This window comes from uncultured Maribacter sp. (genome assembly GCF_947495965.1).
Classification (GTDB): Bacteria; Bacteroidota; Bacteroidia; order Flavobacteriales; family Flavobacteriaceae; genus Maribacter_B.
This window is the reverse complement of record NZ_CANMBB010000001.1, coordinates 790,926-813,462: the sequence shown is the minus strand read 5'-3', so window position 1 is coordinate 813,462 and position 22,537 is coordinate 790,926. Positions and strand designations below refer to the sequence as shown.

19 protein-coding genes are annotated in these 22,537 nt (G+C 31.7%); 4 read left to right on the top strand and 15 right to left on the bottom strand.

Annotated features, from left to right (window positions below; genetic code table 11):
* Positions 1 to 140 precede the first annotated feature (140 nt).
* Positions 141 to 1,487 (top strand): dGTP triphosphohydrolase, encoded by a 1,347-nt coding sequence (dgt, locus tag Q0820_RS03250; protein ID WP_298485048.1) that lies wholly within the window; start codon positions 141 to 143, stop codon positions 1,485 to 1,487.
* Here the strand turns inward: dgt and Q0820_RS03245 are convergent.
* Positions 1,484 to 2,602: a DUF3078 domain-containing protein gene (locus Q0820_RS03245; RefSeq protein ID WP_298485046.1), complete on the bottom strand. Its 1,119-nt coding sequence runs from the start codon at positions 2,600 to 2,602 to the stop codon at positions 1,484 to 1,486. The two genes, dgt and Q0820_RS03245, sit on opposite strands and share 4 nt — an antisense overlap.
* Positions 2,583 to 4,358 (bottom strand): 1-deoxy-D-xylulose-5-phosphate synthase, encoded by a 1,776-nt coding sequence (locus tag Q0820_RS03240; RefSeq protein WP_298485044.1) that lies wholly within the window; start codon positions 4,356 to 4,358, stop codon positions 2,583 to 2,585. The genes Q0820_RS03245 and Q0820_RS03240 overlap by 20 nt, the downstream gene beginning before the upstream one ends.
* 127 nt (positions 4,359 to 4,485) lie before the next feature.
* Between Q0820_RS03240 and Q0820_RS03235 the strand changes: the two genes are divergently transcribed.
* Positions 4,486 to 4,929 carry a nucleoside deaminase gene (locus Q0820_RS03235; RefSeq protein ID WP_298485042.1) on the top strand — a complete coding sequence of 148 codons (444 nt, stop codon included), beginning with the start codon at positions 4,486 to 4,488 and terminating at the stop codon, positions 4,927 to 4,929.
* A 17-nt stretch (positions 4,930 to 4,946) separates the two neighbouring features.
* Here the strand turns inward: Q0820_RS03235 and Q0820_RS03230 are convergent, their stop codons facing one another.
* From Q0820_RS03230 to aspS, 5 genes are all read right to left on the bottom strand, one after another.
* Positions 4,947 to 5,138, bottom strand: a complete 192-nt coding sequence (locus tag Q0820_RS03230; RefSeq protein WP_298485041.1) for a cold-shock protein — start codon at positions 5,136 to 5,138, stop codon at positions 4,947 to 4,949.
* An 84-nt stretch (positions 5,139 to 5,222) separates the two neighbouring features.
* Positions 5,223 to 5,474 carry a hypothetical protein gene (locus Q0820_RS03225; protein ID WP_298485039.1) on the bottom strand — a complete coding sequence of 84 codons (252 nt, stop codon included), beginning with the start codon at positions 5,472 to 5,474 and terminating at the stop codon, positions 5,223 to 5,225.
* Between the two features lie 6 nt (positions 5,475 to 5,480).
* Positions 5,481 to 5,906 carry a DUF3995 domain-containing protein gene (locus Q0820_RS03220; RefSeq protein WP_298485037.1) on the bottom strand — a complete coding sequence of 142 codons (426 nt, stop codon included), beginning with the start codon at positions 5,904 to 5,906 and terminating at the stop codon, positions 5,481 to 5,483.
* 5 nt (positions 5,907 to 5,911) lie between these two features.
* Positions 5,912 to 7,696, bottom strand: coding sequence for a chloride channel protein (locus Q0820_RS03215; RefSeq protein ID WP_298485035.1), 1,785 nt, complete (start codon positions 7,694 to 7,696; stop codon positions 5,912 to 5,914).
* A gap of 63 nt (positions 7,697 to 7,759) precedes the next feature.
* Positions 7,760 to 9,514: an aspartate--tRNA ligase gene (aspS, locus tag Q0820_RS03210; RefSeq protein ID WP_298485033.1), complete on the bottom strand. Its 1,755-nt coding sequence runs from the start codon at positions 9,512 to 9,514 to the stop codon at positions 7,760 to 7,762.
* 251 nt (positions 9,515 to 9,765) lie between these two features.
* On the opposite strand from aspS, the gene Q0820_RS03205 reads away from it, so the two are divergent.
* A complete protein-coding gene (locus Q0820_RS03205) occupies positions 9,766 to 10,116 on the top strand; it encodes a nicotinic acid mononucleotide adenyltransferase (protein ID WP_298485031.1) in 351 nt (116 codons plus the stop codon).
* Positions 10,117 to 10,243: 127 nt separating this feature from the next.
* Here Q0820_RS03205 and Q0820_RS03200 read toward each other — a convergent pair whose 3' ends face one another.
* The 6 genes from Q0820_RS03200 to Q0820_RS03175 all read right to left on the bottom strand — a co-directional run bounded on the left by Q0820_RS03200 (position 10,244) and on the right by Q0820_RS03175 (position 17,922).
* Positions 10,244 to 13,735, bottom strand: coding sequence for an efflux RND transporter permease subunit (locus Q0820_RS03200; RefSeq protein WP_298485029.1), 3,492 nt, complete (start codon positions 13,733 to 13,735; stop codon positions 10,244 to 10,246).
* Positions 13,736 to 13,739: 4 nt separating this feature from the next.
* Positions 13,740 to 14,909: an efflux RND transporter periplasmic adaptor subunit gene (locus Q0820_RS03195; RefSeq protein ID WP_298485027.1), complete on the bottom strand. Its 1,170-nt coding sequence runs from the start codon at positions 14,907 to 14,909 to the stop codon at positions 13,740 to 13,742.
* 29 nt (positions 14,910 to 14,938) lie between these two features.
* Positions 14,939 to 16,279: a TolC family protein gene (locus tag Q0820_RS03190; RefSeq protein WP_298485025.1), complete on the bottom strand. Its 1,341-nt coding sequence runs from the start codon at positions 16,277 to 16,279 to the stop codon at positions 14,939 to 14,941.
* Complete coding sequence (locus Q0820_RS03185) at positions 16,280 to 16,885, bottom strand: TetR/AcrR family transcriptional regulator (protein WP_298485024.1); 606 nt, start codon at positions 16,883 to 16,885, stop codon at positions 16,280 to 16,282.
* A 76-nt stretch (positions 16,886 to 16,961) separates the two neighbouring features.
* Complete coding sequence (locus tag Q0820_RS03180) at positions 16,962 to 17,375, bottom strand: hypothetical protein (protein ID WP_298485022.1); 414 nt, start codon at positions 17,373 to 17,375, stop codon at positions 16,962 to 16,964.
* A 10-nt stretch (positions 17,376 to 17,385) separates the two neighbouring features.
* Positions 17,386 to 17,922, bottom strand: coding sequence for an RNA polymerase sigma factor (locus Q0820_RS03175; protein WP_298485021.1), 537 nt, complete (start codon positions 17,920 to 17,922; stop codon positions 17,386 to 17,388).
* Positions 17,923 to 18,096: 174 nt separating this feature from the next.
* On the opposite strand from Q0820_RS03175, the gene Q0820_RS03170 reads away from it, so the two are divergent.
* Complete coding sequence (locus Q0820_RS03170; protein WP_298485019.1) at positions 18,097 to 19,071, top strand: polyprenyl synthetase family protein; 975 nt, start codon at positions 18,097 to 18,099, stop codon at positions 19,069 to 19,071.
* Positions 19,072 to 19,075: 4 nt separating this feature from the next.
* On the opposite strand, the gene Q0820_RS03165 is transcribed toward Q0820_RS03170, so the two are convergent.
* Together Q0820_RS03165 and Q0820_RS03160 are read right to left on the bottom strand one after the other, a co-directional pair.
* Positions 19,076 to 20,152 carry a DUF2652 domain-containing protein gene (locus tag Q0820_RS03165; RefSeq protein ID WP_298485017.1) on the bottom strand — a complete coding sequence of 359 codons (1,077 nt, stop codon included), beginning with the start codon at positions 20,150 to 20,152 and terminating at the stop codon, positions 19,076 to 19,078.
* 76 nt (positions 20,153 to 20,228) lie between these two features.
* The gene (locus Q0820_RS03160; RefSeq protein WP_298485015.1) at positions 20,229 to 22,517 is read right to left on the bottom strand and encodes a TonB-dependent receptor; all 2,289 of its coding nucleotides are present in this window, start codon (positions 22,515 to 22,517) and stop codon (positions 20,229 to 20,231) included.
* Between the last annotated feature and the right edge of the window lie 20 nt (positions 22,518 to 22,537).

Sequence of the window (22,537 nt, the reverse complement as noted above, 5' to 3'; positions counted from 1 at the left end):
AAAGGTATTGTTTTTTAGAAAAAAAAGAACTTCGTTTTTTATAAAAAAATGAGTTGTTAGTCTTGCCATTTAGGTTATTGCCGTTTTTAATTAGCATTACTATTTTGTAAAATGTAACTTGCGTATTATAAAATTGAACAATGCGCTGGGAACAACTATTATCATTAAAAAGACAAGGAGATACTTTTAAAAGATTACGAAAAGAACAAGATGAAACTAGACTTGGTTTTGAGGTGGATTATGACCGCATAATATTTTCTAAGGCCTTTAGGAGTTTACAAGATAAAACACAAGTTATTCCTTTGTCTAAAACCGATTTTGTGCATACAAGACTTACTCATAGTTTAGAAGTTTCAGTTGTTGGAAGAAGTTTAGGGAGAATAGCAGGGAAAAAAATACTAGAAAAGCATCCTTATTTAAGTGAAATACATGGTTATAAGTTTAATGATTTTGGAGCTATAGTAGCTGCTGCAGCTTTATCTCATGATATTGGGAACCCTCCTTTTGGACATAGTGGAGAAAAATCTATTGGAGAATATTTTAAAACAGGAGCTGGGGTTAAATACCAATCGGTTTTATCAGAAAAAGAGTATCAAGATATTATAGATTTTGAAGGTAATGCTAATGGTTTTAAACTTTTAACAGAGTCAAAGGAAGGGGTTTCTGGAGGGTTGCGACTTAGTTATGCTACTTTGGGAGCCTTTATGAAGTACCCAAAAGAATCACTTCCTAAAAAACCTACAAAACAAATTGCAGATAAAAAATTTGGTTTTTTTCAGAGCGAAAAAGAAGCATTTATTAATGTTGCAAACGAGTTAGGTTTAAAACAAACAAGAGATGGTGATACTGTTTCTTATGCAAGACACCCATTAACTTTCTTAGTAGAGGCAGCAGATGATATTTGTTATACTATTATAGATTTTGAAGATGGTATTAATCTTGGATTAATATCAGAAGATTATGCTTTAGAGTACTTAATTAAGCTTGTAAAAGATAGTATTAATACTAAAAAGTATAATTCTTTAGTATATAAAGAGGATCGTTTAAGTTATTTACGCGCACTAGCAATAAATACATTAATTACAGATGCAATAGATATATTTGTTGCAAATGAAGACGCAATTCTTAAAGGGGATTTTCATATGTCTTTATTGAATAAAAGTGCTTATGCTGCGCAAATTAAAGACATAATTACCCTAAGCGTAAATAAAGTTTATAAGGCACAAGATGTCATAGAAAAAGAGATAGCTGGCTATAAGATAATCTCAGATATATTAGATGTGTATTCTTCTGCTCTCATAAATGAAAAAGAAAACAAAGGATCTAATTACGACAGGTTAATGATAAGTACTTTACCTAAATTTTACCAGCGTACAGAAGTTTCTGTTTATAATATTTTGCTAAACACGTGTTGTTATGTTGCCAGCCTTTCTGATAGTGCTGCGGTACATATTCATAATAAAATAATGGGGAAAGAACTAAACTAAAAATCGTAGGAGACTCCTACACCTAATAATTGCTTAAACTGTATTCTAGGAATACCAGCATCTACTACAATACCATTTTCTTTGACTTCATCAAAAAGAATATCATCATCATAAATAATATGTGTTCCAATATTAGCTTTAATGTATTTATTTACTTTTAAGTCAAAATTTAATTCCCAATCTACATCTACATTCCCAAAACTAGTTAGGTAATCTGTATAAAGAGATAGTCTATGCCTCATTTTTACATTTTTAGCAATGTTGGTTAGCCAAGTATTGGTTAATAAAAAACCAAGTTCTACAAAAACGGTTTCTCCAGGTGTTATTATATTTCCATTAGTATCTAAAGTAGCTTTTTTAACCCCAAAAGCACCTTTGTCCGCTAGCCTTTGGTCTAAAACATATGTAGACTTTAATGTTAGTGGAGATATATATAAATTAAATTTTTGATCTGGAGTTATATAAGATGTTCCGGCACCAAAAAAGAAATAACCTGGAGCCATAAACCTAGAAATAGGAGTAGTTCTATCAGGGTATTTATACCCATTAGAAAACTGTGTTCTTAGGTTTGCTTTTACAGAATAATACCAATTACTTATTGTATCTCTCCTATACCCAAACGTAGAACTCATTCTTATGTTATCATCTGTTTTTCTTAATTTCTGGTCTTCTTGTGCGTTTAGGCCGTATCTTAACTCTAACTCATTATCCCATTGTACATATCTAAATTTGTAGTTTCTTTCAAATTTAAGGCTACCAAGACCACTAATAGAGTTGTTACCACCTGCATTCCAGTTTACAAAAGCAACTTCACTTACTCGTATTCCTAATTCATTATTCTTTATCCAAAAAGAAGGAACTCTAAATCGCTTAAATTTTTTGGCTAAAGGTTTAGTTTTTTTAAAAGAAACATAGGGGTTGGTTAAATGAGCCCCCCTTGGTATATGCTTAATTTTTTCCTGATTTTTTCTAATAACAATAGTATTAATTATTGTAGTATCTATTTCTGAAGTTGTGGCAAGGGAATCTTGAGAAAAAGACGGTAGAGCAAATGTTATTAAAAATAAAGCTAGAACTATTTTTTGGACTAGTTTTTTAAGATAAGCGTAATTCATTGATGCTCTTTTTAATGGTTTGATAGTCAATTTTAGCTATTTTATGTAATTCTTCAAGGCTCCCGTGCTCAATAAAAACATCAGGAACACCTAGTATTTTAATAGTGTTTTTATACTTATTGTCTAATATAAATTCTGAAATGGCACTACCAAATCCGCCACTAATACAACCGTCTTCAATAGTAATAATAGCCTCGTAATTAACACAAATAGTTTTAAGTGTGTTCGTGTCTAAAGGTTTTATAAATGGCATATTATAGTGACCAATTTCTGTATTAGAATCTAAATCATTTATAACTTTGGAAACTAAATTTCCAATTGTTCCAGTGGAAATTATAGCAATTTTTGTGCCTTTTTTTAATTCTTGAGAGCTTACTATGTTAATTTTTTTAAATTTCTTTTTCCAATCTACATTTTCACCTCTTCCTCTAGGGTATCTAATTGCTATTGGTTGTTTTAGCCCTAATTGAGCGGTGTACATTATATTTCTTAGTTCTATTTCATTTAAAGGAGCAAAAATAATAAGATTTGGAATGCATCTTAAAAATGCTATATCGTAAATTCCATGATGCGTTGCACCATCTTGGCCAACCAAACCAGCACGGTCTAAACAAAAAATTACAGGTAACTTTTGTAAAGCAACATCATGTATAACTTGGTCATAGGCTCTTTGTAAAAAAGTAGAATAAATATTACAAAAAGGGATAAGACCTTCTTTTACCATACCCGCAGCTAAGGTTACAGCATGTTGTTCTGCAATACCAACATCAAAAGCACGGTCAGGAATTTTTTCCATCATATATTTTAAAGAACTACCTGTTGGCATTGCTGGTGTAATGCCTACAATATTTTTATTATTATGTGCTAGTTCTACAATTGTATGCCCAAAAACATCTTGGTATTTTGGAGCTTGTACTGTATTTTTTTTAGGGATTAAATCTCCAGTAGTTTTGTTGAATTTCCCGGGAGCATGGTAGGTAACTTGGTTTTCTTCAGCTTGTTTTAATCCTTTGCCTTTAGTGGTAATAACATGTAATAATTTGGGGCCTTTTATATTTTGTAAGCGCTTTAATTCTTTGATTAAATCATTTATATTATGACCATCTATAGGACCCGTATAATTAAAGTTTAAGCATTCAAAAATATTTTCATCCTTTGCGGTTCCTTTTTTAACATTAGTGAGATACTTTTTTAGAGCGCCAACACTAGGGTCAATACCAATAGCATTATCATTTAAAATAATTAATACATTGGCATTAGTAACTCCAGCGTGGTTAAGGCCTTCAAATGCCATTCCGCTAGCAATAGACGCATCGCCAATAACTGCAATATGATTCTTTTGGATGTCTCCTTTTATTTGTGCAGCAATTGCCATACCCAATATGGCCGAAATAGAGGTAGAGCTATGTCCTGTTCCAAAAGCATCGTAAATACTTTCGTCAATTTTAGGAAAACCACTTATACCATTTAGTTGCCTGTTGGTTTCAAAAACATCTTTTCTGCCAGTAAGTATTTTATGCCCGTATGCTTGATGTCCTACATCCCAAATGAGATTATCTATAGGGGTGTTAAAAACATAATGTAATGCAATAGTAAGCTCTACAACCCCTAAACTTGCTCCTAAATGCCCTTCTTTTGTAGCAACAATAGTAATAATAAAATCACGTACTTCTTGTGCTAATTGCACTAGTTGTTCTTGCGATAAATGTTTAAGATCGCTCGGAGAATTTATTGTTGATAGCAAATTTTTAGGCATGCCCATTTTAGTTATAAAAACAAAATTACGGTTTTTATGACTGTAATATTATATATAGATTGTAGGTTGTCTTGTTCTTTATTTAATAAAGCATACTTTTTTAATATTCTTGCGCTAAATTTACAATATGATACAACCTTTTGATGATACCTATTACATGAAAAAGGCTTTGCAAGAAGCGGAGACTGCTTATGATAAAGGAGAAGTTCCTGTAGGTGCAATTATTGTTGTTAAAGATAAAATTATAGCTAGAGCGCATAATCTTACCGAACAACTGAATGATGTTACTGCACATGCAGAAATGCAAGCCATTACCTCTGCAGCTAATTTTTTAGGAGGTAAATATTTAAAAGAATGTACTTTGTATGTTACTTTAGAGCCATGCCAAATGTGTGCAGGAGCATTATATTGGAGCCAAATTTCTAGAATTGTATTTGCTACAACAGACTTGGAAAGGGGTTGTAGAGCTTTAGGCACTAAATTACACCCTAAAACAAAAATAGAAGGAGGATTATTGGCAGAAGAAGCTTCTGTACTATTAAAACGTTTTTTTAGTAAAAAGAGAAATTAAAATTATATGCAAAAGCATTAAATAACTTGGACTTGTCCTGCAACAATTCCTTTTCTGCCTTCCTCTTCTTCATACGTTACTTTATCTCCTTCATTTAATTGTACTCCGTTTAATGCAGTAGCATGAACAAAAATGTCTTTTCCTGTATCATCATTGGTTATGAACCCATATCCTTTAGATCCATTAAAAAATTTTACTGTACCAGTCATTAGAATAAAAATTAAAAATTAATACACTAATTTATAATTTTTTGGGCAAAAAAAGTTTAGAATAGAAATAAAATGTACTGGAGATTACTGGTTTTCAGTCTTTTTGGGCGGCTTTCCTTGCATTTTTCTTACATTTTCTTCGGTAAGCATATAATCATTCATTTTTTTTCCTTTACTCTCTTTATAAAGAAAAAGTGGCATGGCAACTAAAAATAAAGCAGCAGTACCTGCTCCAATATATTTATGAGAAAGTTGTGTTTCACTTTCTTCTAATGTAAATCCGTAAGCAATAGAACCAAATGCGGCTATTGTAATTATTGTTATAATGTATTTCAAAATAATTTAATTTAAAGCAATAATAAACCCAAGAGTAGCTATAATTGCACACAAAGGAATGAAGTATTTTGTATCGTTAATTCCAAAAGTTGTTTTTTTTATTTTTTTAAATAAGCCAACATATTTAAAATCTCCGAGAACTCTTAAAAGAAAAACACTAGGAACAATCCATATTCCATACTTTATAACCCAAGTTGGAAATATATTTACATGGATACTAAATATAAGTAGTAAATAAATATATGCAATTAAAAGCAATGCAATTGCAACTAGTATAGTAGCTAATGGGTTTGGCTTAATAGCTTTTTCTATAGTAGTTTTTGTAGGTATTACATATTCTAACCCCCATTTTCCTCCAAAGGCCCAATACCAATGTAAACATGAAAGATTAAAAAAAATTATTACTAATATTCCTTTTGCAGTGACTAGCATAGTTTTTATTCGGTAAAATTAATTAGTTTACGTCTATACGCAGTTAATAATTTAGATTTAGAAACAAAACCCATATACTTTCCTTTTTTAATAACCGGTAAATTCCAAGCGCCACTGTTTTGAAATTTTTGCATTACTTTTTGCATGCTGTCCTCGCCATAAAAAATATAATCTGGAGCTTGGTGCATAAAGGTTTCTACTTTTGTGGTTTTATACAAAGTTCTATCAAACATAAACTCCCGAATATCATCTAGCAAAACAATACCAACTAGCGCTTTTTTATCATCTACCACTGGGTAAATATTTCTGGTAGATTTTGCTACAGATTTAAGCAGCATGTCTCCAAGTGTCATTTCAGGATGTATAACCTTAAAGTTATCTTCTATAACATCATCTAACTCCATTAAAGTTAATACCGTTTTGTCCTTATTATGAGTTAATAGGTTGCCACTTTCTGCCAGTTCTCTAGTATAAATAGAATGGTCTACAGCATTCTTAGTTATTAAGTAAGATATAGAAGCTGTTATCATTAATGGAACAAATAGTTCATAACCACCAGTTATTTCTGCAATTAAGAAAATAGCCGTTAGCGGCGCATGTAAAACCCCTGCAATTAAACCAGCCATTCCTATTAGTGTAAAATTACTCTCCGATACAGAAAAACCTAAACCTAAATGGTTAATTACCTTTGCTACAACATTACCTAAAGCACTACCCATTACCATTGTTGGGATAAAAATACCACCAGAACCACCAGCGGCAAACGTAGTGGTCATTGCTACGGCCTTAAAAATGGTAAGCCCAAAGAGTAGCGCAATTACCACCCATATATTATTCTTATAAGCATCAAAAGGAGTGGTTCCTATTGCTTTTAAATGATTGCCTTCTAAAAGATTATTAATAAAACCAAAACCTTCTCCATATAGTGGCGGAATAAAATAGAGCATAATACCAATGGCTAACCCACCAACTAAGAGTCGGTATTTTGGACTTTTAAGAGGTTTAAAAAGGTTAAGAATGCCAAAGTACATTTTTGTAAAATAGATAGATGCAATAGCTGTACCTACGCCCAGTAAAATATAGAATAAGGTGTCTTTAATTTCAAAATTATCGGTTAAGGAAAATTTAAACAATACTTCATTACCCAAAAAGAAATACGAAGTTAATACTCCAGAGATAGATGCTAAAAGTAATGGAAGTACAGAAAGCATCGTAAAATCTAAGCTAAAAACTTCTACGGCAAAAATAATAGCAGCAATGGGGGATTGAAATATAGATGCTATTGCCCCTGCAGAGGCACATGCAATTAATAAAGAACGAGTTTTAGCATTTACATGCAATATACGGCCAAGATTAGAGCTAATAGCTGCGCCAGATGCTACTGCTGGCCCCAGTAACCCAACAGAACCTCCAAAACCAACGGTAAGTGGAGCGGTTATTAAAGGACTATATATTTTTTTAAGTTTGATGAGACTTTTTTTCCTAGAAAGCGCAAACAAAATAGAAGATACTGCGTGTTCTATTTTTTCTTTGTGGATGTATTTAACATATAGATAAACCAACGTTAAACCTAAAATAGGCAATATAAAGTATAACTGATTGCTTGAAAAAACTATCCCAGTTTCTAGAGAAGAACTAATAAAATAGGTAAGGTTTTTTAGTGTAACCGATGCTAAACCTGCAAGTAAACCTACTAGTATACTTAATATATGTTTAAAATTCTTATCAGAGATATGTTTATATCTCCATTTAAGAAGTTTTGTGAATAGTGTTTTTTGTTGGGCTGGCATTTGTAAAAATCCTTTCTTAAAAGTATTAAAAAAAATCCTGCTAATTAGCAGGATTTTATATTATTAAGACTCTAAGTTTAGTTGTAACCGTAGTTCTTTTAATTGTTCATCATCAATAGGAGCAGGAGCATCTATCATAACATCACGCCCGCTATTGTTTTTAGGGAAAGCAATAAAATCTCTTATGGTTTCTTGTCCGCCTAAAATAGAAACTAATCTATCTAAGCCAAAAGCAATACCGCCATGAGGAGGAGCGCCATACTGAAAAGCATCCATTAAAAAGCCAAATTGTGCTTTTGCCTCTTCTGGTGTAAATCCTAAATGCTTAAACATAGTTGCCTGTGTTTCTTTATCATGAATACGAATAGAACCTCCACCAATTTCATTACCATTAAGTACCAAATCATATGCATTTGCTTTTACTGCTCCTGGGTTGGTATCTAACAATTCTAATTGCCCTGGTTTTGGTGATGTAAATGGGTGGTGCATGGCATGGTAGTTTCCTGTTTCTTCATCTAATTCTAATAAAGGAAAATCTATTACCCATAATGGAGCAAATTCTTCTGGCTTGCGTAGGCCTAAACGTTCTGCCATTTCCATACGTAAGGCACTTAACTGTGCTCTTGTTGCATTGGTGTCTCCAGAGAGTACACAAATTAAATCGCCAGCTTTAGCTCCTGTAACTTTTGCCCAGTTTGCTAGATCTTCTTGGTCATAGAATTTATCTACAGAAGATTTAAAACTACCATCTTCATTACATTTTACATAAACCATTCCCTTAGCACCCACTTGTGGTCTGCGTATCCAGTCTATAAGTTTGTCTATTTCTTTTCTAGTATAGGTTGCTGCACCTGGTATTGCTATACCAACTACTAGCTCTGCAGTATTAAAAACATTAAATTCTTTGTGTTGTGCAACAGCGTTTAATTCTCCAAACTCCATCCCAAAACGAATATCTGGTTTATCATTACCATACTTAGCCATAGCGTCGTCATATGTCACTCTTGGGAAAGAAGTAATGTCTATACCTTTTATTTCTTTTAAAAGGTGTTTTGTTAAACCTTCAAAAGCATTTAAAATATCTTCTTGTTCTACAAATGCCATTTCACAATCTATTTGTGTAAATTCTGGCTGGCGATCTGCACGCAAATCTTCATCTCTAAAGCATTTTACTATTTGAAAGTACTTATCCATGCCACCAACCATAAGCAATTGCTTAAACGTTTGTGGCGATTGCGGTAGCGCATAAAATTGCCCCTCATTCATACGACTAGGAACCACAAAATCTCTAGCTCCTTCTGGAGTAGATTTAATTAAATACGGAGTTTCTACTTCTATAAAACCACCATCGGAAAGATACTTGCGTACTTCCATAGAGACCTTACTCCTAAATATAAGGTTGTTCTTTACTGTATTTCTTCTAATATCTAAGTAACGATATTTCATTCGAATATCTTCCCCACCATCAGTGTCATCCTCAATAGTAAAAGGTGGTGTTTTAGATTCATTAAGAATAGTTAGTTCTTGTACCAATACTTCTATATTTCCTGTTGGGATATTTGCGTTTTTAGAAGCTCTTTCTAATACAGTACCCTTTATTTGAATTACAAACTCTCTTCCAAGACTACGAGCTTGCTCTAGAAGTTCTTTAGAAGTTCTTTCTTCATCAAAAATAAGTTGGGTTATTCCAAAACGGTCACGTAAATCTATCCAAACAACAAAACCTTTATCTCTAGTTTTATGTACCCAACCAGATAGGGTAACAATATTATCTATATGTTCTTCTCTTAATTCACCACAAGTATGACTCCTATACATGATATTTTACTTTTGAAGGCAAATTTAAGAAGTATCGGGAGTTTTGTTGGTTTTATTACAACGGATTTTTATTTAATTATGTCGAGAAATGTTACCGTGACAAAAATAGTTAAGTTATTTGTTTTCAATTGTTTATGTGTTCAATGTTAATTTAATGTAAACTAAATGTTACGTATTTGTTGATTTTGTGTAAAATATTTATATATTTGTAACGTTAATGTTAGTATAATGTTTATTAAAATATATAAAATATGAAAAAAGTAATCTTCTTTTTAGCACTTATAGCAACTGTTGGTATGTACGCACAAGATAAAACCCCTTCTTATGAAATAGAGGGAGAAATAGTAAAAGCAACATTTTACCACAATAATGGAGAAATTTCTCAAACTGGTTATTTCGTAGATAAAAAGTTACATGGGGAATGGAAAATGTACAATGAAAACGGAAAAAAAATTGCTATGGGGCAATATGAAAATGGTGTGAAAACTGGAAAATGGTTTTTTTGGAAAGGTGAAGGTCTTAGTGAAGTAGATTATTCTAATAACCAAATTGCAAATGTTATTCAGTGGAATAACGCAGAAGCTGTAGTATTAAATAAATAGAGCTTCTTATATAACTTAAAAATAAAGAGTTTACTTTCCCTCGTAAGTAAGCTCTTTTTTATTAGTGTTTAAGAAAAAGCCCTTACAAGAAATTCTTGTAAGGGCTTTTTATGTAATGTTAAATTCTTTAGGTTGTTAGGCCTATCTCTTCTATATCTGTTTTTGGTTTTCTTTTTATTGCAATTTTAATACGGTATACTATATTAAATAATACCGGAACAATAATTAGAGTTAAGAATGTTGCCACAATTAAACCAAAAATAACGGTCCATGCTAATGGTCCCCAGAAAATTACATTATCTCCTCCCATATATATTTTAGGATTAAATTCTGAGAATAATGAAAAGAAATCTATGTTTAAGCCAATAGCAAGCGGAATTAAACCAAGTACTGTAGTAATTGCAGTTAAGATTACAGGGCGTAACCTTGCTTTACCACCTTTGGTAAGTATTGTTGTTACCTGTTCCATAGATAGTAACTCTTTTTCATCTATATCTAATTCAACCTTTTTTCTATCAATAAGAATTTGGGTATAATCTAAAAGTACTACACCATTATTTACAACAATACCTGCTAAAGATATAATACCCATCATTGTCATCATTATAACGAAGGACCAACCTGTTAGCATTAAACCTCCAAACACACCAATAAAACTTAAGAAAATAGCAATCATAATTATTAGTGGTTTAGAAATGCCGCCAAATTGAAAGATTAGAATTAACATGATTAACCCTAGACCAGAAAAGAAAGCACCTACTAAAAACGCCATTTGTTTGTTTTGCTCTTCTATTTGTCCTGTAAAATCAATCTTAACGTCTTCGGGGAGTTTTTTATAACTCTCCATTTCTTTCTGTATTTGAGCAACAATAACCGTAGCATCTGTAAATCCTGGTTTTAATCCAGAATATATAGTTACTATTCGTTTTTTGTTTTTATGTTTAATAGCACTAAATCCAGAAGTGTTTCTTTGTTTTGCTACTGCAGAAACAGGTACTTCTTTAATTTGCCCGTTAGAAGGGTCTCTGAAAATAATATTTTGATTAAAAAGAGCGCTTTTATTGTAACGTATATCTTCGTTAAAGCGAACATTAATGTCGTAATCTTCTCCATTAATTTTATATACACCGGCTTTTTCACCAAATAAAGAACGTCTTAACTGTTGTCCTACTTGTCCAACACTTACGCCTAGTTCTCCAGCTTTTTCTCTGTCTACAGATACTTCCATAGATGGCTTACTCTTGTTAACATCAATTTTTAATTCTTCAATACCTGCTATATTTTTAGTATTTATAAAATTTCTTACATCTTCAGCCGCATTTATAAGTTCTTTATAATCTTTCCCTTCAATTTCAATATTTATTGGGTATCCAGCTGGAGGACCAGCAGCATCTTTTTCTACAGATATTGTAACTCCAGGATAAATGCCTGTTAAAGCATCTTGTATTTTTCCTCGAAGCTCTTCCGTATCTCTACCTCCTCTATATTTATACTCTTTCATAGAAATAGTAACTTTACCTCTATGTGGCATTTCTGCAGAAGAACCACCATCTGTCTGTGGGTTACCAGCACCTTCCCCTACTTTAGAGACTGCAGATTCTACTAAGTAATTAGTGTCTCCGTTTATATATGGCTCACTATTAATAATATCATAGACTCTTTTTTCTATGGCTTTAGTAATGGTATTTGTTTTTTCTATAGAAGTTCCTTGAGGGTATTCTATGTAGGCATAAATCTCATTAGGGGTATTATCTGGAAAAAATTCTATTTTGGTTCTTCCAGAACCTATAGACATTCCAAAAAGCATAAATACCGCAATTAAAGTAAAGAAAGTAAAACCAAAATACCAGTACACATTTTTACCTCTTAAGGCATGTTGTATTCTTCTTTCATACCAGTTTTCAAACTTTACCATGGTATTTTTTTGGAAGCTAATTGCCCATTTTTTTAGCGCATATTTATAAACCCAAAACATAATTGCTGTAACTATCATGACAGTCCCCAGACCTCGCATAGCACCTCCAAAAACTAGTATGAAAAGACCAAAGCCACCTAAAATTGCACTAATTTTTATTAGCTGTTTTACTTTAAGTACTTTTTCTCCTAGTTCCATAAATTGAGAAACAAGCATGGAATTCATAAAAATAGCTACAAATAAAGAAGACCCTAAAACTACAGATAATGTAATTGGAAAGTACTTCATAAATTGCCCCATAATTCCAGGCCAAAGTCCTAAGGGAACAAAGGCAGCAACGGTTGTTAGGGTAGAAATAATAATAGGAAATGCAATTTCCCCAATACCTTTTTTTGCAGCTTCAGTCCTAGACATTCCTTCGTCCATTAGTCTATATACGTTTTCTACAACTACAATTCCGTTATCTACAAGCATACCTAGACCCATAATCATTCCAAAAAGAATCATAGTGTTTAATGTGTAGCCTAAAAGGGATAATATCATGAAAGACATAAACATAGACATAGGAATTGCAAACCCAACAAATAAGGCATTACGGAATCCTAAGAAAAACATTAATACTGTTACTACTAGTATAATACCAAATATTATATTATTTACAAGGTCATCTACTTGGTTTAGAGTTCTTCCAGAAGAATCATTTGCAATAGAAATATTTAAATCTTTAGGGTAGTAATTTTCTTGAGATTCTTTTACAATTTCTCTAATCTTAGTAGTTGCTTCAATCATGTTTTTACCAGACCGTTTTTTGATATCTAGCATAACTACACTCTCTCCAAACTCACGAGCAAATGTGGTTTTTTCTTTTTCATGAAAAGAAACTTTTGCAATATCTTTTAGGTATGTAGCACCATTTTCAGATTTTACAACAAAGTTATTTAGTTCTTGTGGGTCTATAACTTCGCCCATTATTCTAATGGTTCTACGTTGTTCTCCTGTTTTAATGTTACCCGCAGACATGGTCATGTTGCCTCCGCTAATAGCAGTTAAAACATCTTGAAAACTAATTTTGGCAGCCATCATTTTATAAACATCAACCGCTATTTCTACCTCTTTCTTTTGCGCTCCAAGAATATCTACTTCTTTAATTTCCTCTAAGTCTTCAATCTCATCCTCTAAATATTCGGCAAATTCTTTTAATTTTTCTACGGGATAATCACCAGTAAAATTAACGTTCATTATAGGGAAAGATTCCGAAAGGTTTAAATCAAAAATATTAGGCTCTACTTTAGCGTTATTAAATGTAGGCCAATCTTCACTAGCTTTTTCGCCATCTACTTCATCTTTAATTTTTTGTTTTGCTTGCTCTACAGTTAATTCTTCATCAAATTCAACCGTAATAATAGAGTAATCTTCTTGTGATGTTGAGGTTACTTTTACAACATTACTAACATTATTAATCCTATCTTCTAAAGGGTCTGTAATTAAACGCTCTACGTCTTCTGCTGTATTGCCAGGGTAGGGTGTACTAATGTATATTTTAGTTTCTACTATTTCTGGAAAATCTTCTCTAGGCATAGCAAAATATGCTTTAAGACCAATCCATAAAAATAGGCCAATCATCACATAAATTACCGAAGGGTTATTTATAGACCAAGAGGATAAGCCAAACTCTTTATTTATATTTTTTTTCTGTTTGCTCATAATCTTAGTTGTTTAAGATTTGTACATTTTGCCCATCATTAACGTTTCTTGCACCTTCTTTAATTAATTGTTCTCCTTTGGCAATTCCGCTAATAATTTCTACTAAACCTTCTTGAGTTTTGCCAGTGTTTATAATACGTTTTACAGCTTTTGCTTTATTGTCTTCGTTTGGTGTTGCTACGTATACATATTGGTTTCCTTCTGCGTTTTCAGAAATTATACTTTGTGGTATTAAAATGGCATTTTCTTTAGAATAATCGTTAAGATTAACTTTTGCAGTTAGGTTAGGTTTAATGTTCCCTGTTTTATTTGTAACAGGAATTTCTACACTAAAAGAACGGTTATTAGGGTTAATAAAGTTCCCTGTTTGTCTAATTTTAGTATAAATAGTATCCCCTAATACAGGAAAAAATACAATAGCTTCTTTTCCTTTTTTTATATTATTTACATGACTTTCAGGAACATCTACCTCTATATACATATTAGATAAGTTTACAATACGAAATACCTCTGATCCTGGACCTGGAGATACAACAGTACCTTGGTCTTTTATAATATCATCTATAACACCAGAAAAAGGAGCCCTGATAGTAGATTTGCTTAACGTACTTTGTGCTTGCTTTACAGCACTTTCTGAAGACTCATAATTAGTTTTAGCCTGTAAATATTGTATTTCAGAACCTATTTTTTGTTCCCATAATCTTTTTTGGCGATCAAAGGTTGTTTTTGCAAGTTCTGCTTGCGTTTTTAATTGTTGTAATTGACTAGCCATGCCACCATCATCTATAGATGCTAGTAATTGCCCTTTATTTACTTTTTGTCCTTCTTTTACATATACACGTTGTAATGTGCCAGAGGTTTCTGGGTAAATTAAAACATTTTGTTTTGTTTTAACATTACCTTGTAATTCTAAAAAGTGGTTAAAAGGAGTTTCTTTTGCAATAATAGTAGTTACCAAAGGCAGTTTTTCATTGTTGTCTAATATTGCAATTACAGAGTCTAACTTACTCATATCAATATCTAACGCCTTTTGCTTTTCTGAAATGCTGCTTTTTAAAGTTCTAATTGCATTAATGTCTTTTGATGCAATAATATTCTCTATAGATTGGTCTTGTTGGCCGCCACAAGAATACAAGACTATTGTAATGGCTATTAGGTAAATTATTTTTTTCATTTTGATTGTTTTTTATTGTTGTTTTTTGATTATGATTGTGTATTAAGAATAATTTCTAATTCGGTTTTTTTATTAATAACTTCTATCATAGATTGTAAATATTCCTGTTGCGTACTATAGAGTTGTGTTTGTGCTTGTCTAAGCTCAAAACTAGTAGCCAACCCTTCAAAATATTTGATTTGATTTTTTTTCTCTATTCTTTCTGCTAAACTTAAGTTGTCTTTTGTAGTTTGGTAATTTTCTATAGCAAGTATATAATTACTCTTTGCATTTTCTAGTTGTAAGCGTATTTGTTGTTCTGCTTCTTGTAATTGCGTTTTGGCTTTTTCTAATTCTATTTTAGCACGTTGTGTACTTGCACTTCTTTTTAAAGAACTAAAAATTGGAATATTAAGGTCTATACCAAGTATAGAGGAATTATACCATTTTTGCTCACTATTAAAAAAATTAAATTCATCTGCAAAAGCAGAACTTCCATAATTTACAAAAGCATTTAAACTAGGCAAAGCTCTACTTTTTGCAAGCTTGTGCTCGTAAAAACGTTGCTGACTTAAATTAGTAGCAAGTTTATAGTCTATATTATTTTCTATGTTTAAATTACTTTCTAATAAACTTAATTGTATTTGTTTTTCTGTAAGATTATCTAGGTTGTCCTCTAACTGAGTTGGTGCATCTATAGTTATGCCCATTACTAAATTTAACATTTGTAATGTAATACCTTTAAGACGTATGGCATTTTTTAATTGGTTATCTATAGAAGATAAAGTAATTTGTAACTGCTCTACACTTTCTTCGTCTCCTAAACCATTTTCAAATATTTTAGTAGTTTCAAATAATGTTTTTGCTAGGGTTTCTTTATTTTTTTCTAAAATAGAAACACTTTCTTGTGCTAATAAAACATTACCATATGCCTCAGTAACAGCTTTACGAATTTCTAACTGTGTTTTTTCTTTATTGTTTGCACTATAATTTAAAAACACTTTGGAAGCCTGTACACCAACAATGTAGGAACCATCAAAAATTTGTTGTGATAGGGTAGCTGTTGCAGTTGCTGTTTGTGCTTGTCCAAAAACAATAGGAACAAAAGTGCCAGGAGCACCACCAGCAAATTCTCCAGGAATTAAGGATACAGGCTGTTTTAGTTGGTTTTGATAACTTATAGAACCGTTAATTTGGGGTAAACCGCTAGCAATGGTTTCCCATTTTTGTTTTTGCGCAGCAATAATATCTCTACTCGCATTTATGGCGCTGTAGTTGTTTTCTAGAGCAAAAGATACAGCTTCGTCTAACGTAAAGCTATACGTTTTCTCTTGTGCTAGTCCTATATTGCATAGGACTATGGTTAATAATACTACTAATTTAGTTTGCATTTAATCTTGATTTGAATTGATGATTGTATTTAATATTTTTCGTCCTTTTGGTGTTACAATACCTCTTAAATGGTATTCTAAATATTCGTTCATTAGTTTGGCTGGACTAAAGCTTTTTGATGGAAAAAGATTTAAATCTTTAATGCTTGTTACTCCAGAAAAATATATTCTTGAAATAAAGTCTATATTCAGGTTTTCTCTATAAATACCCATTTCTAGCCCTCTTTTTATATTAACAATTACACACTCATTCATGACCTCAAAATGCTTTTGCTTTATAGAGTCATGTATTTTGGGATAATATTTTTGTAATTGATATTGCGGAGAAGTTTTGTCTCCTTTTAAATGTAGTAAAACAAATTTCTTTATTTCATAAAGCTCTTCAATAGGATTTTTTTCTAATGCGCATATAGCATCAATCCCTTCTGATACAGAACAAAATAAGGATAAAGTAATTTCATTTACTAACTCCGTTTTATTTTTAAAATGGGAATAGATAGTTTTTTTAGAAATAGCCATTTCCTGCGCTAAATCATCCATCGTAACGCTTTTAAACCCGTAGTTTAAAAACATATCAGTCGCCTTTTCTAGAATCTTTTCTTTCATATAAGGGGCAAATATAAGTCAAGGAAACTTTAAAAACATTAAAAGTTTCCAAAGTTTTACGTTTTTTTAACATATATTATTTTTCTGACTGCTCTTTATCTACAGAATCTTTGTTTAAATAAGAGTTAAAAGCACTTTCCCCTTCTTCTTTCCAGAATTTGTCATATTGTTTCCATTTAGAAAAGTCATTACAGTTCATATCGTCCTTATCCGAAGAAGACTTATTTTTTTTACTGCTTGATGCGCTAGAGCTGCTACCGCAACCAATACTACCTATAAGAATTTTAGAAAGTGCAAATAACCCAATAGCTTGCCAATACCCAATTGTAGCGAGACCAAATAGTTCTGGCATTAACCAGTTCCAGAGCCACATAATTCCAAAGCCTAAGAGAATAGCAAGGGCTATTGCGGCAAATATTCCAAAAATTACCCAACCAATTATTGTCCCTATATTTTTACTTCTAATTTTATGTTTTATATACTGTTCCATAATTTATTTTTTAATTTATATGTCTTTTAGTTTCTAATTTTTTTGCTAATATGGATAATGCTCTATGTCTTCTAGACATTAGTGTTCCTATAGGTATTCCTGTTTCATTTGCTATTTCTTTATAATTGTATCCTTCAAAATCTACCGCAATTAAAATGCTTTGATATTCGGGTTTTAGATTACTAATTGCTTTTTTTAATTCTATTTTAATAGTGTCAGAATATGTATCAGAGGAATTTTCATAAAAAAGCTCCGAAAATTCTAGTAGTTTTAATTCTGTTTGCTCCTCAAAAGACATTCTTTTAGTTTTGGTTCGCATAGTATCTATAATTTTATTTTTTATAGCGCGGTAAACAAAACCTGTAATGTTAGTAATAGGAGAAGAATTATCGGTTCTAGAAAAAAGTTTTAAAGCTACTTCTTGTATAATATCTTCTGCATCACGATCCGTTGTGTCCTTAATTTTAGAGTGTACATATGCCTTTAACGAAACATATTCGTTATTAAAAAACAACTTTAAATCTTTGTCATTCTCCGTGTTTGGCATTACTTATTTGGCAAATTACCTAGGTTGGTTGTCTTTAAAGACGAAGTTTTTTAAAACTATTGCATTTATTTTTATAAATCATAAAAAGAGAAAAGATATTTCTTTTTAGATGTTGTAATGTATCTTAAAGAAGATTTGATAAAATGGACGTATTTTTGAAAAAAAATTGCAAGTATGCATTCTGTAGATTATTTCCGTACCGAATTTATTTCTTATCTAGAAAAAAAAATTATAACCAAAGAACCTGTAAATCTTTATGAGCCTATATCCTATATTTTAGAATTAGGAGGCAAGCGTTTAAGACCTGTCTTGACTTTAATGACTGCAGAAATTTTTGGAGTAGATTTTAAAAAAGCTTTAGATGCAGCACTAGCAATAGAAGTTTTTCATAATTTTTCTTTAGTACATGATGATATTATGGATGATGCTCCTTTACGAAGAGGAAAAGCATCTGTCCATGAAAAGTGGGATATAAATACGGGAATACTTTCTGGAGATGCAATGCTTATAAATGCTTACCAACTTTTTGAAAATTATGAAACTGAAACCTTTAGGGCTTTAGCGCAATTATTTACAAAGACAGCCATAGAAGTTTGTGAAGGCCAACAATATGATATGGATTTTGAAACCAGAGATAATGTAACGATCTCTGAGTATTTAAAAATGATAGATTATAAGACTGCTGTTTTAGTTGGTGCAGCAATGAAAATGGGGGGCATAATTGCACATGCAAGTGTAGAAGATCAAAATAGAATTTATGATTTTGGAAGAAATTTAGGTATAGCTTTTCAATTACAAGACGATTATTTAGATGCTTTTGGAAATCCAGAAACTTTTGGAAAACAAGTTGGTGGCGATATTATTGAGAATAAAAAGACCTATTTATATTTAAAAGCCTTAGAGTTAGGAACAAAAGAGCAAATAAGAGAGTTAACCGATTTGTATTCTATACATCCAAATGATACAAAACACAAAATAGATACCGTTAAAGAGGTTTTTGTAGAAACTGGTGTTGTAAAAAATGCTAAAGAGAAAATAGCGGAGTATACTTTAAAAGCATTTAAAGTTTTAGAGGAACTACAAATTACTAAAGAAAATAAAGAGGTTCTTAGAGAATTTGGAGAAAGTTTAATGCAAAGAGAGGTTTAGTTTTTTAAGCTATAGATGTTAATTTGGCTATATTTTCCATGGTATCTATAACGGTTTTGTTAATTTTTCTTTTGGCAATTAAAAAAAGGATAAATTTTTTAATTGGAGATGTGACAAACCAGTAAGTTTCTATTTTTAAATTTGATTGTTCTTTAGAAAGTGGTGTAATAGTGTAAAATTGATAATAAGTATCTACTATAGGAGGACTTTTAGTGAATTCTCCATAAATTAATTGTCCCATTTTTACTTCTTTTACTACAGTGGTAAAATCTAAATGCTTTTCCTTTATAACACAAATATGCTCTGTACCTTCTCTATTAATTTCATTTTCATTGTACTCAAATTTATCTACTCCATTTACCCATAAATGACGGTATTTAAAATTAGAAATATATTCATATAATTTTTCTGCAGATAATGCAATATTTTTAGAGTAGGTTACATTTGGAGGATTTGGTAAAACAACCTTTTCTATAGATCTAAAAGGCTTAAGTTGTAAGAGTTCAGAATTAATAACTGCATAGATATAGGTAAGCTCTTTAGAGTCGTAAATGTCTATACCTTCTTTAAATTTAAATAGTTTGCTATAATAATAAATAGGTAATCCTATTTCAGAAGCTAAAGATTTACTTATTAAAATGTAGTTATTACTATCTACAGAGTTTTTAAGCATTCTATGCGCTTCAATAACCTGCTTTCCAAATGGTTTTCGGTTTCCTTGTACTTCAATAAATTGTAATTCTCCACAATGTGCTATAATTTTTAATTGCAAATTTGGTGCAGTTGCGCAAGCATTACAAGGACATATCCTGTTGGTTTCCAATAATTTTAAATGACTATAGAATGCTGTAAACATAGATTCTATTTGTGCAAGAAGCCTTTCTTGTGAAGGTACTTCTCCCTCCTTATAAAAAAATAAAGCATCTCCTTCAACTTCGGCAAGTTGCAAATCTTCAGTATTAGATTGTATTAAAACTTCTAATAGCTCTGCAATAACATGTTGGCTGTGTTCTACTTCTGTTGTTTGTATAAATTCTGTAAATCCAGAAATATCAGGTATAAAAAGCAGAGAATTAGCCATTTTATAGGGTTTTGTTATTTATAAAAGTATATAAATTTTGTCGGACTAATAAGACAACCTTACTACTAATTTTACTTTAATCTAAACGATAACGTATCCCAAAAAATCCTCTAATACCTTGGTTAGGGCCATAAACATAGGTTGGGTCAAAAGTTAAAGCGTTAGGGTTGTTTGCTGTAGCAACAGCATCTCCGTTGGCATCAAAAGTTACCTCTTTATCAAACGGGTCATTAGCTCTTGCAATAATAAAAGGATTTCCACGGTTGGGCGTCCAGTCTAAAAGGTTTTTAACTCCTGCATAAAGCTCTACATTTTTTATTCCCTTATATGTAAATTGTATGTTTTGTATGCTCCAAACTGGGGAGTATTCACTTCTTGGGTCTAGCGCTCCTAATAATGGCAAACGCATTGGACCATATAGGTTGCCTGTATAATCTACGGTTAAATCCCAAGGGGCAATGGTATATGTTATTCCCCATGTTCCAGAATAACCTTCGGTAAGTATTTGTCTTTCTGTTACTCCACCTTCTGTATTACTAACATCCATAATTGTAGCCCCTAAAGAAATTTTTAATTGGTTAGGAAAGGAAACATCTAAATTTACACTAGCTCCTTTAGATACGGATTTTCCGTCTAAATTATCATATATAATTTGATTAGGGTTTGTGTCATAATCTGGTAGAATTACATTACTAAAATGGGTATAAAAAAGGGATGCATCTAGTGTAGAAAAAGTACCGTTAGTCCCGTAGAATTTTTGCAAATAATTAAGGTTGGTATTGTAAGATTGTTCTGGTTTTAATGCATTAGCAATTATTACTTCTCTAGACCCAGTTAATGCAGCATGGTCTTCTGTAAATAAATTTACAACTCTAAAGCCTGTTCCAGCATTTAATCTTAAAATACCATTGGTAGTAACTTTCCATTTATAAGCGGCTCTAGGGGTGAAAATAGAGCCATGTCTGCTATCATAATCATACCTAGCACCTACTAATAAAGAATGTTTTTTATTAAACTTTATTTCGTCTTGAACAAAAAGGCTAGGAATAACTATTTCATCAGGGTTATTTTTGTTAGTAGTTTCCGTAGCAGAGGTATTATCATCATAGTAATTATATCGTAATGCTGTTCCAAAAAGTAAATCGTGTTTCCCTTTGGTTTTATCCCATGTAAGTTGTGTAAAACCAATACGCTGGTCTGCCAAATAAGGTGTATCTCCATAAAAAGAATCTTGATGATGGTCATTATAAGAAAAAGAAAATAGTACTTTCTCTTTTATTGGCAATTGGTATTTGCCTAATACTTCCCATCTTCTGGTTTTTATGCTTTCGCCATAAATATCTGTTCCGCCTCTAAATTCTGGAGTCCATTGCAATTCTCCTCCCCAGCGATTTTCATAAAAAAATCTTCCAGCAAAGGAAAGTATTCTATTTTCTTTACGCTTAATATTCCATTTTTGAAAAACAGATATTCGCTCTTGTATGGTTAAATCGGTAAAATTATCGTTGTTATTATCTATTGGGTTATCGTAATTAAAGTAATTAATTCCTATTAGCGCATCTGTCTTTTTACCAACACTTAGTTTTGTGCCAAAATCTAAACTATACTCTTCCCAACCTGTAGCAAATGCATCGGCAAAAAATATGGGAGCATCTTCTGTACTTTTTGTAATAATATTTATTAGTCCACCAACGGCTTCACTACCATACAAACTAGAAGCTGGGCCTTTTACAATTTCTATTTGTTCTATAAGAGAATTTGGTATTCCAGAAAGTCCGTATACAGTTCCTAATCCGCTAACTATTGGCATGCCATCTATTAGAACCAAAGTATAAGGACCCTCAAGACCATTAATATGTATATCTCCAGTATTGCAAACACTACAGTTTATTTGTGGCCTAACACCATTTACATTTTGTAGTGCTTCAAAGATATTTGCGGTAGGGTTCTTTTTTAAAAAAGTAGGGCTATATACTTCCACAGGAACTGGGCTATCTAATCTATTTACAGCCTTTAAGGTTCCTGTAACTACGGTTTCTTCTAATTCTTCAGAAGAAGCTATTAAATTTATAACTACTGTTTTACTTTCTTTTTCTTTAAGTGCTATTTTCTTAGCATAAGGTTGGTAACCAAGTACAGAAACCAATAATGTATAATCTCCAGCGCTTAGATTTTGTAATGTAAAAGCACCTTCCTCATCTGTTGATGTTCCTTTTATAGTACCTTTTAAAAGAACATTAGCAAAGGGTATAGGAGTGTTGTTTTCAGAAACCACCCCATTTATTTTTCCTTCTTGAGCAGTTAATGTACTATAGTTGTATAAAAATAGAAAGCTAATTAATAGAGACTTGTATAATGTATTCATTAATATTTTTATCGATGTAA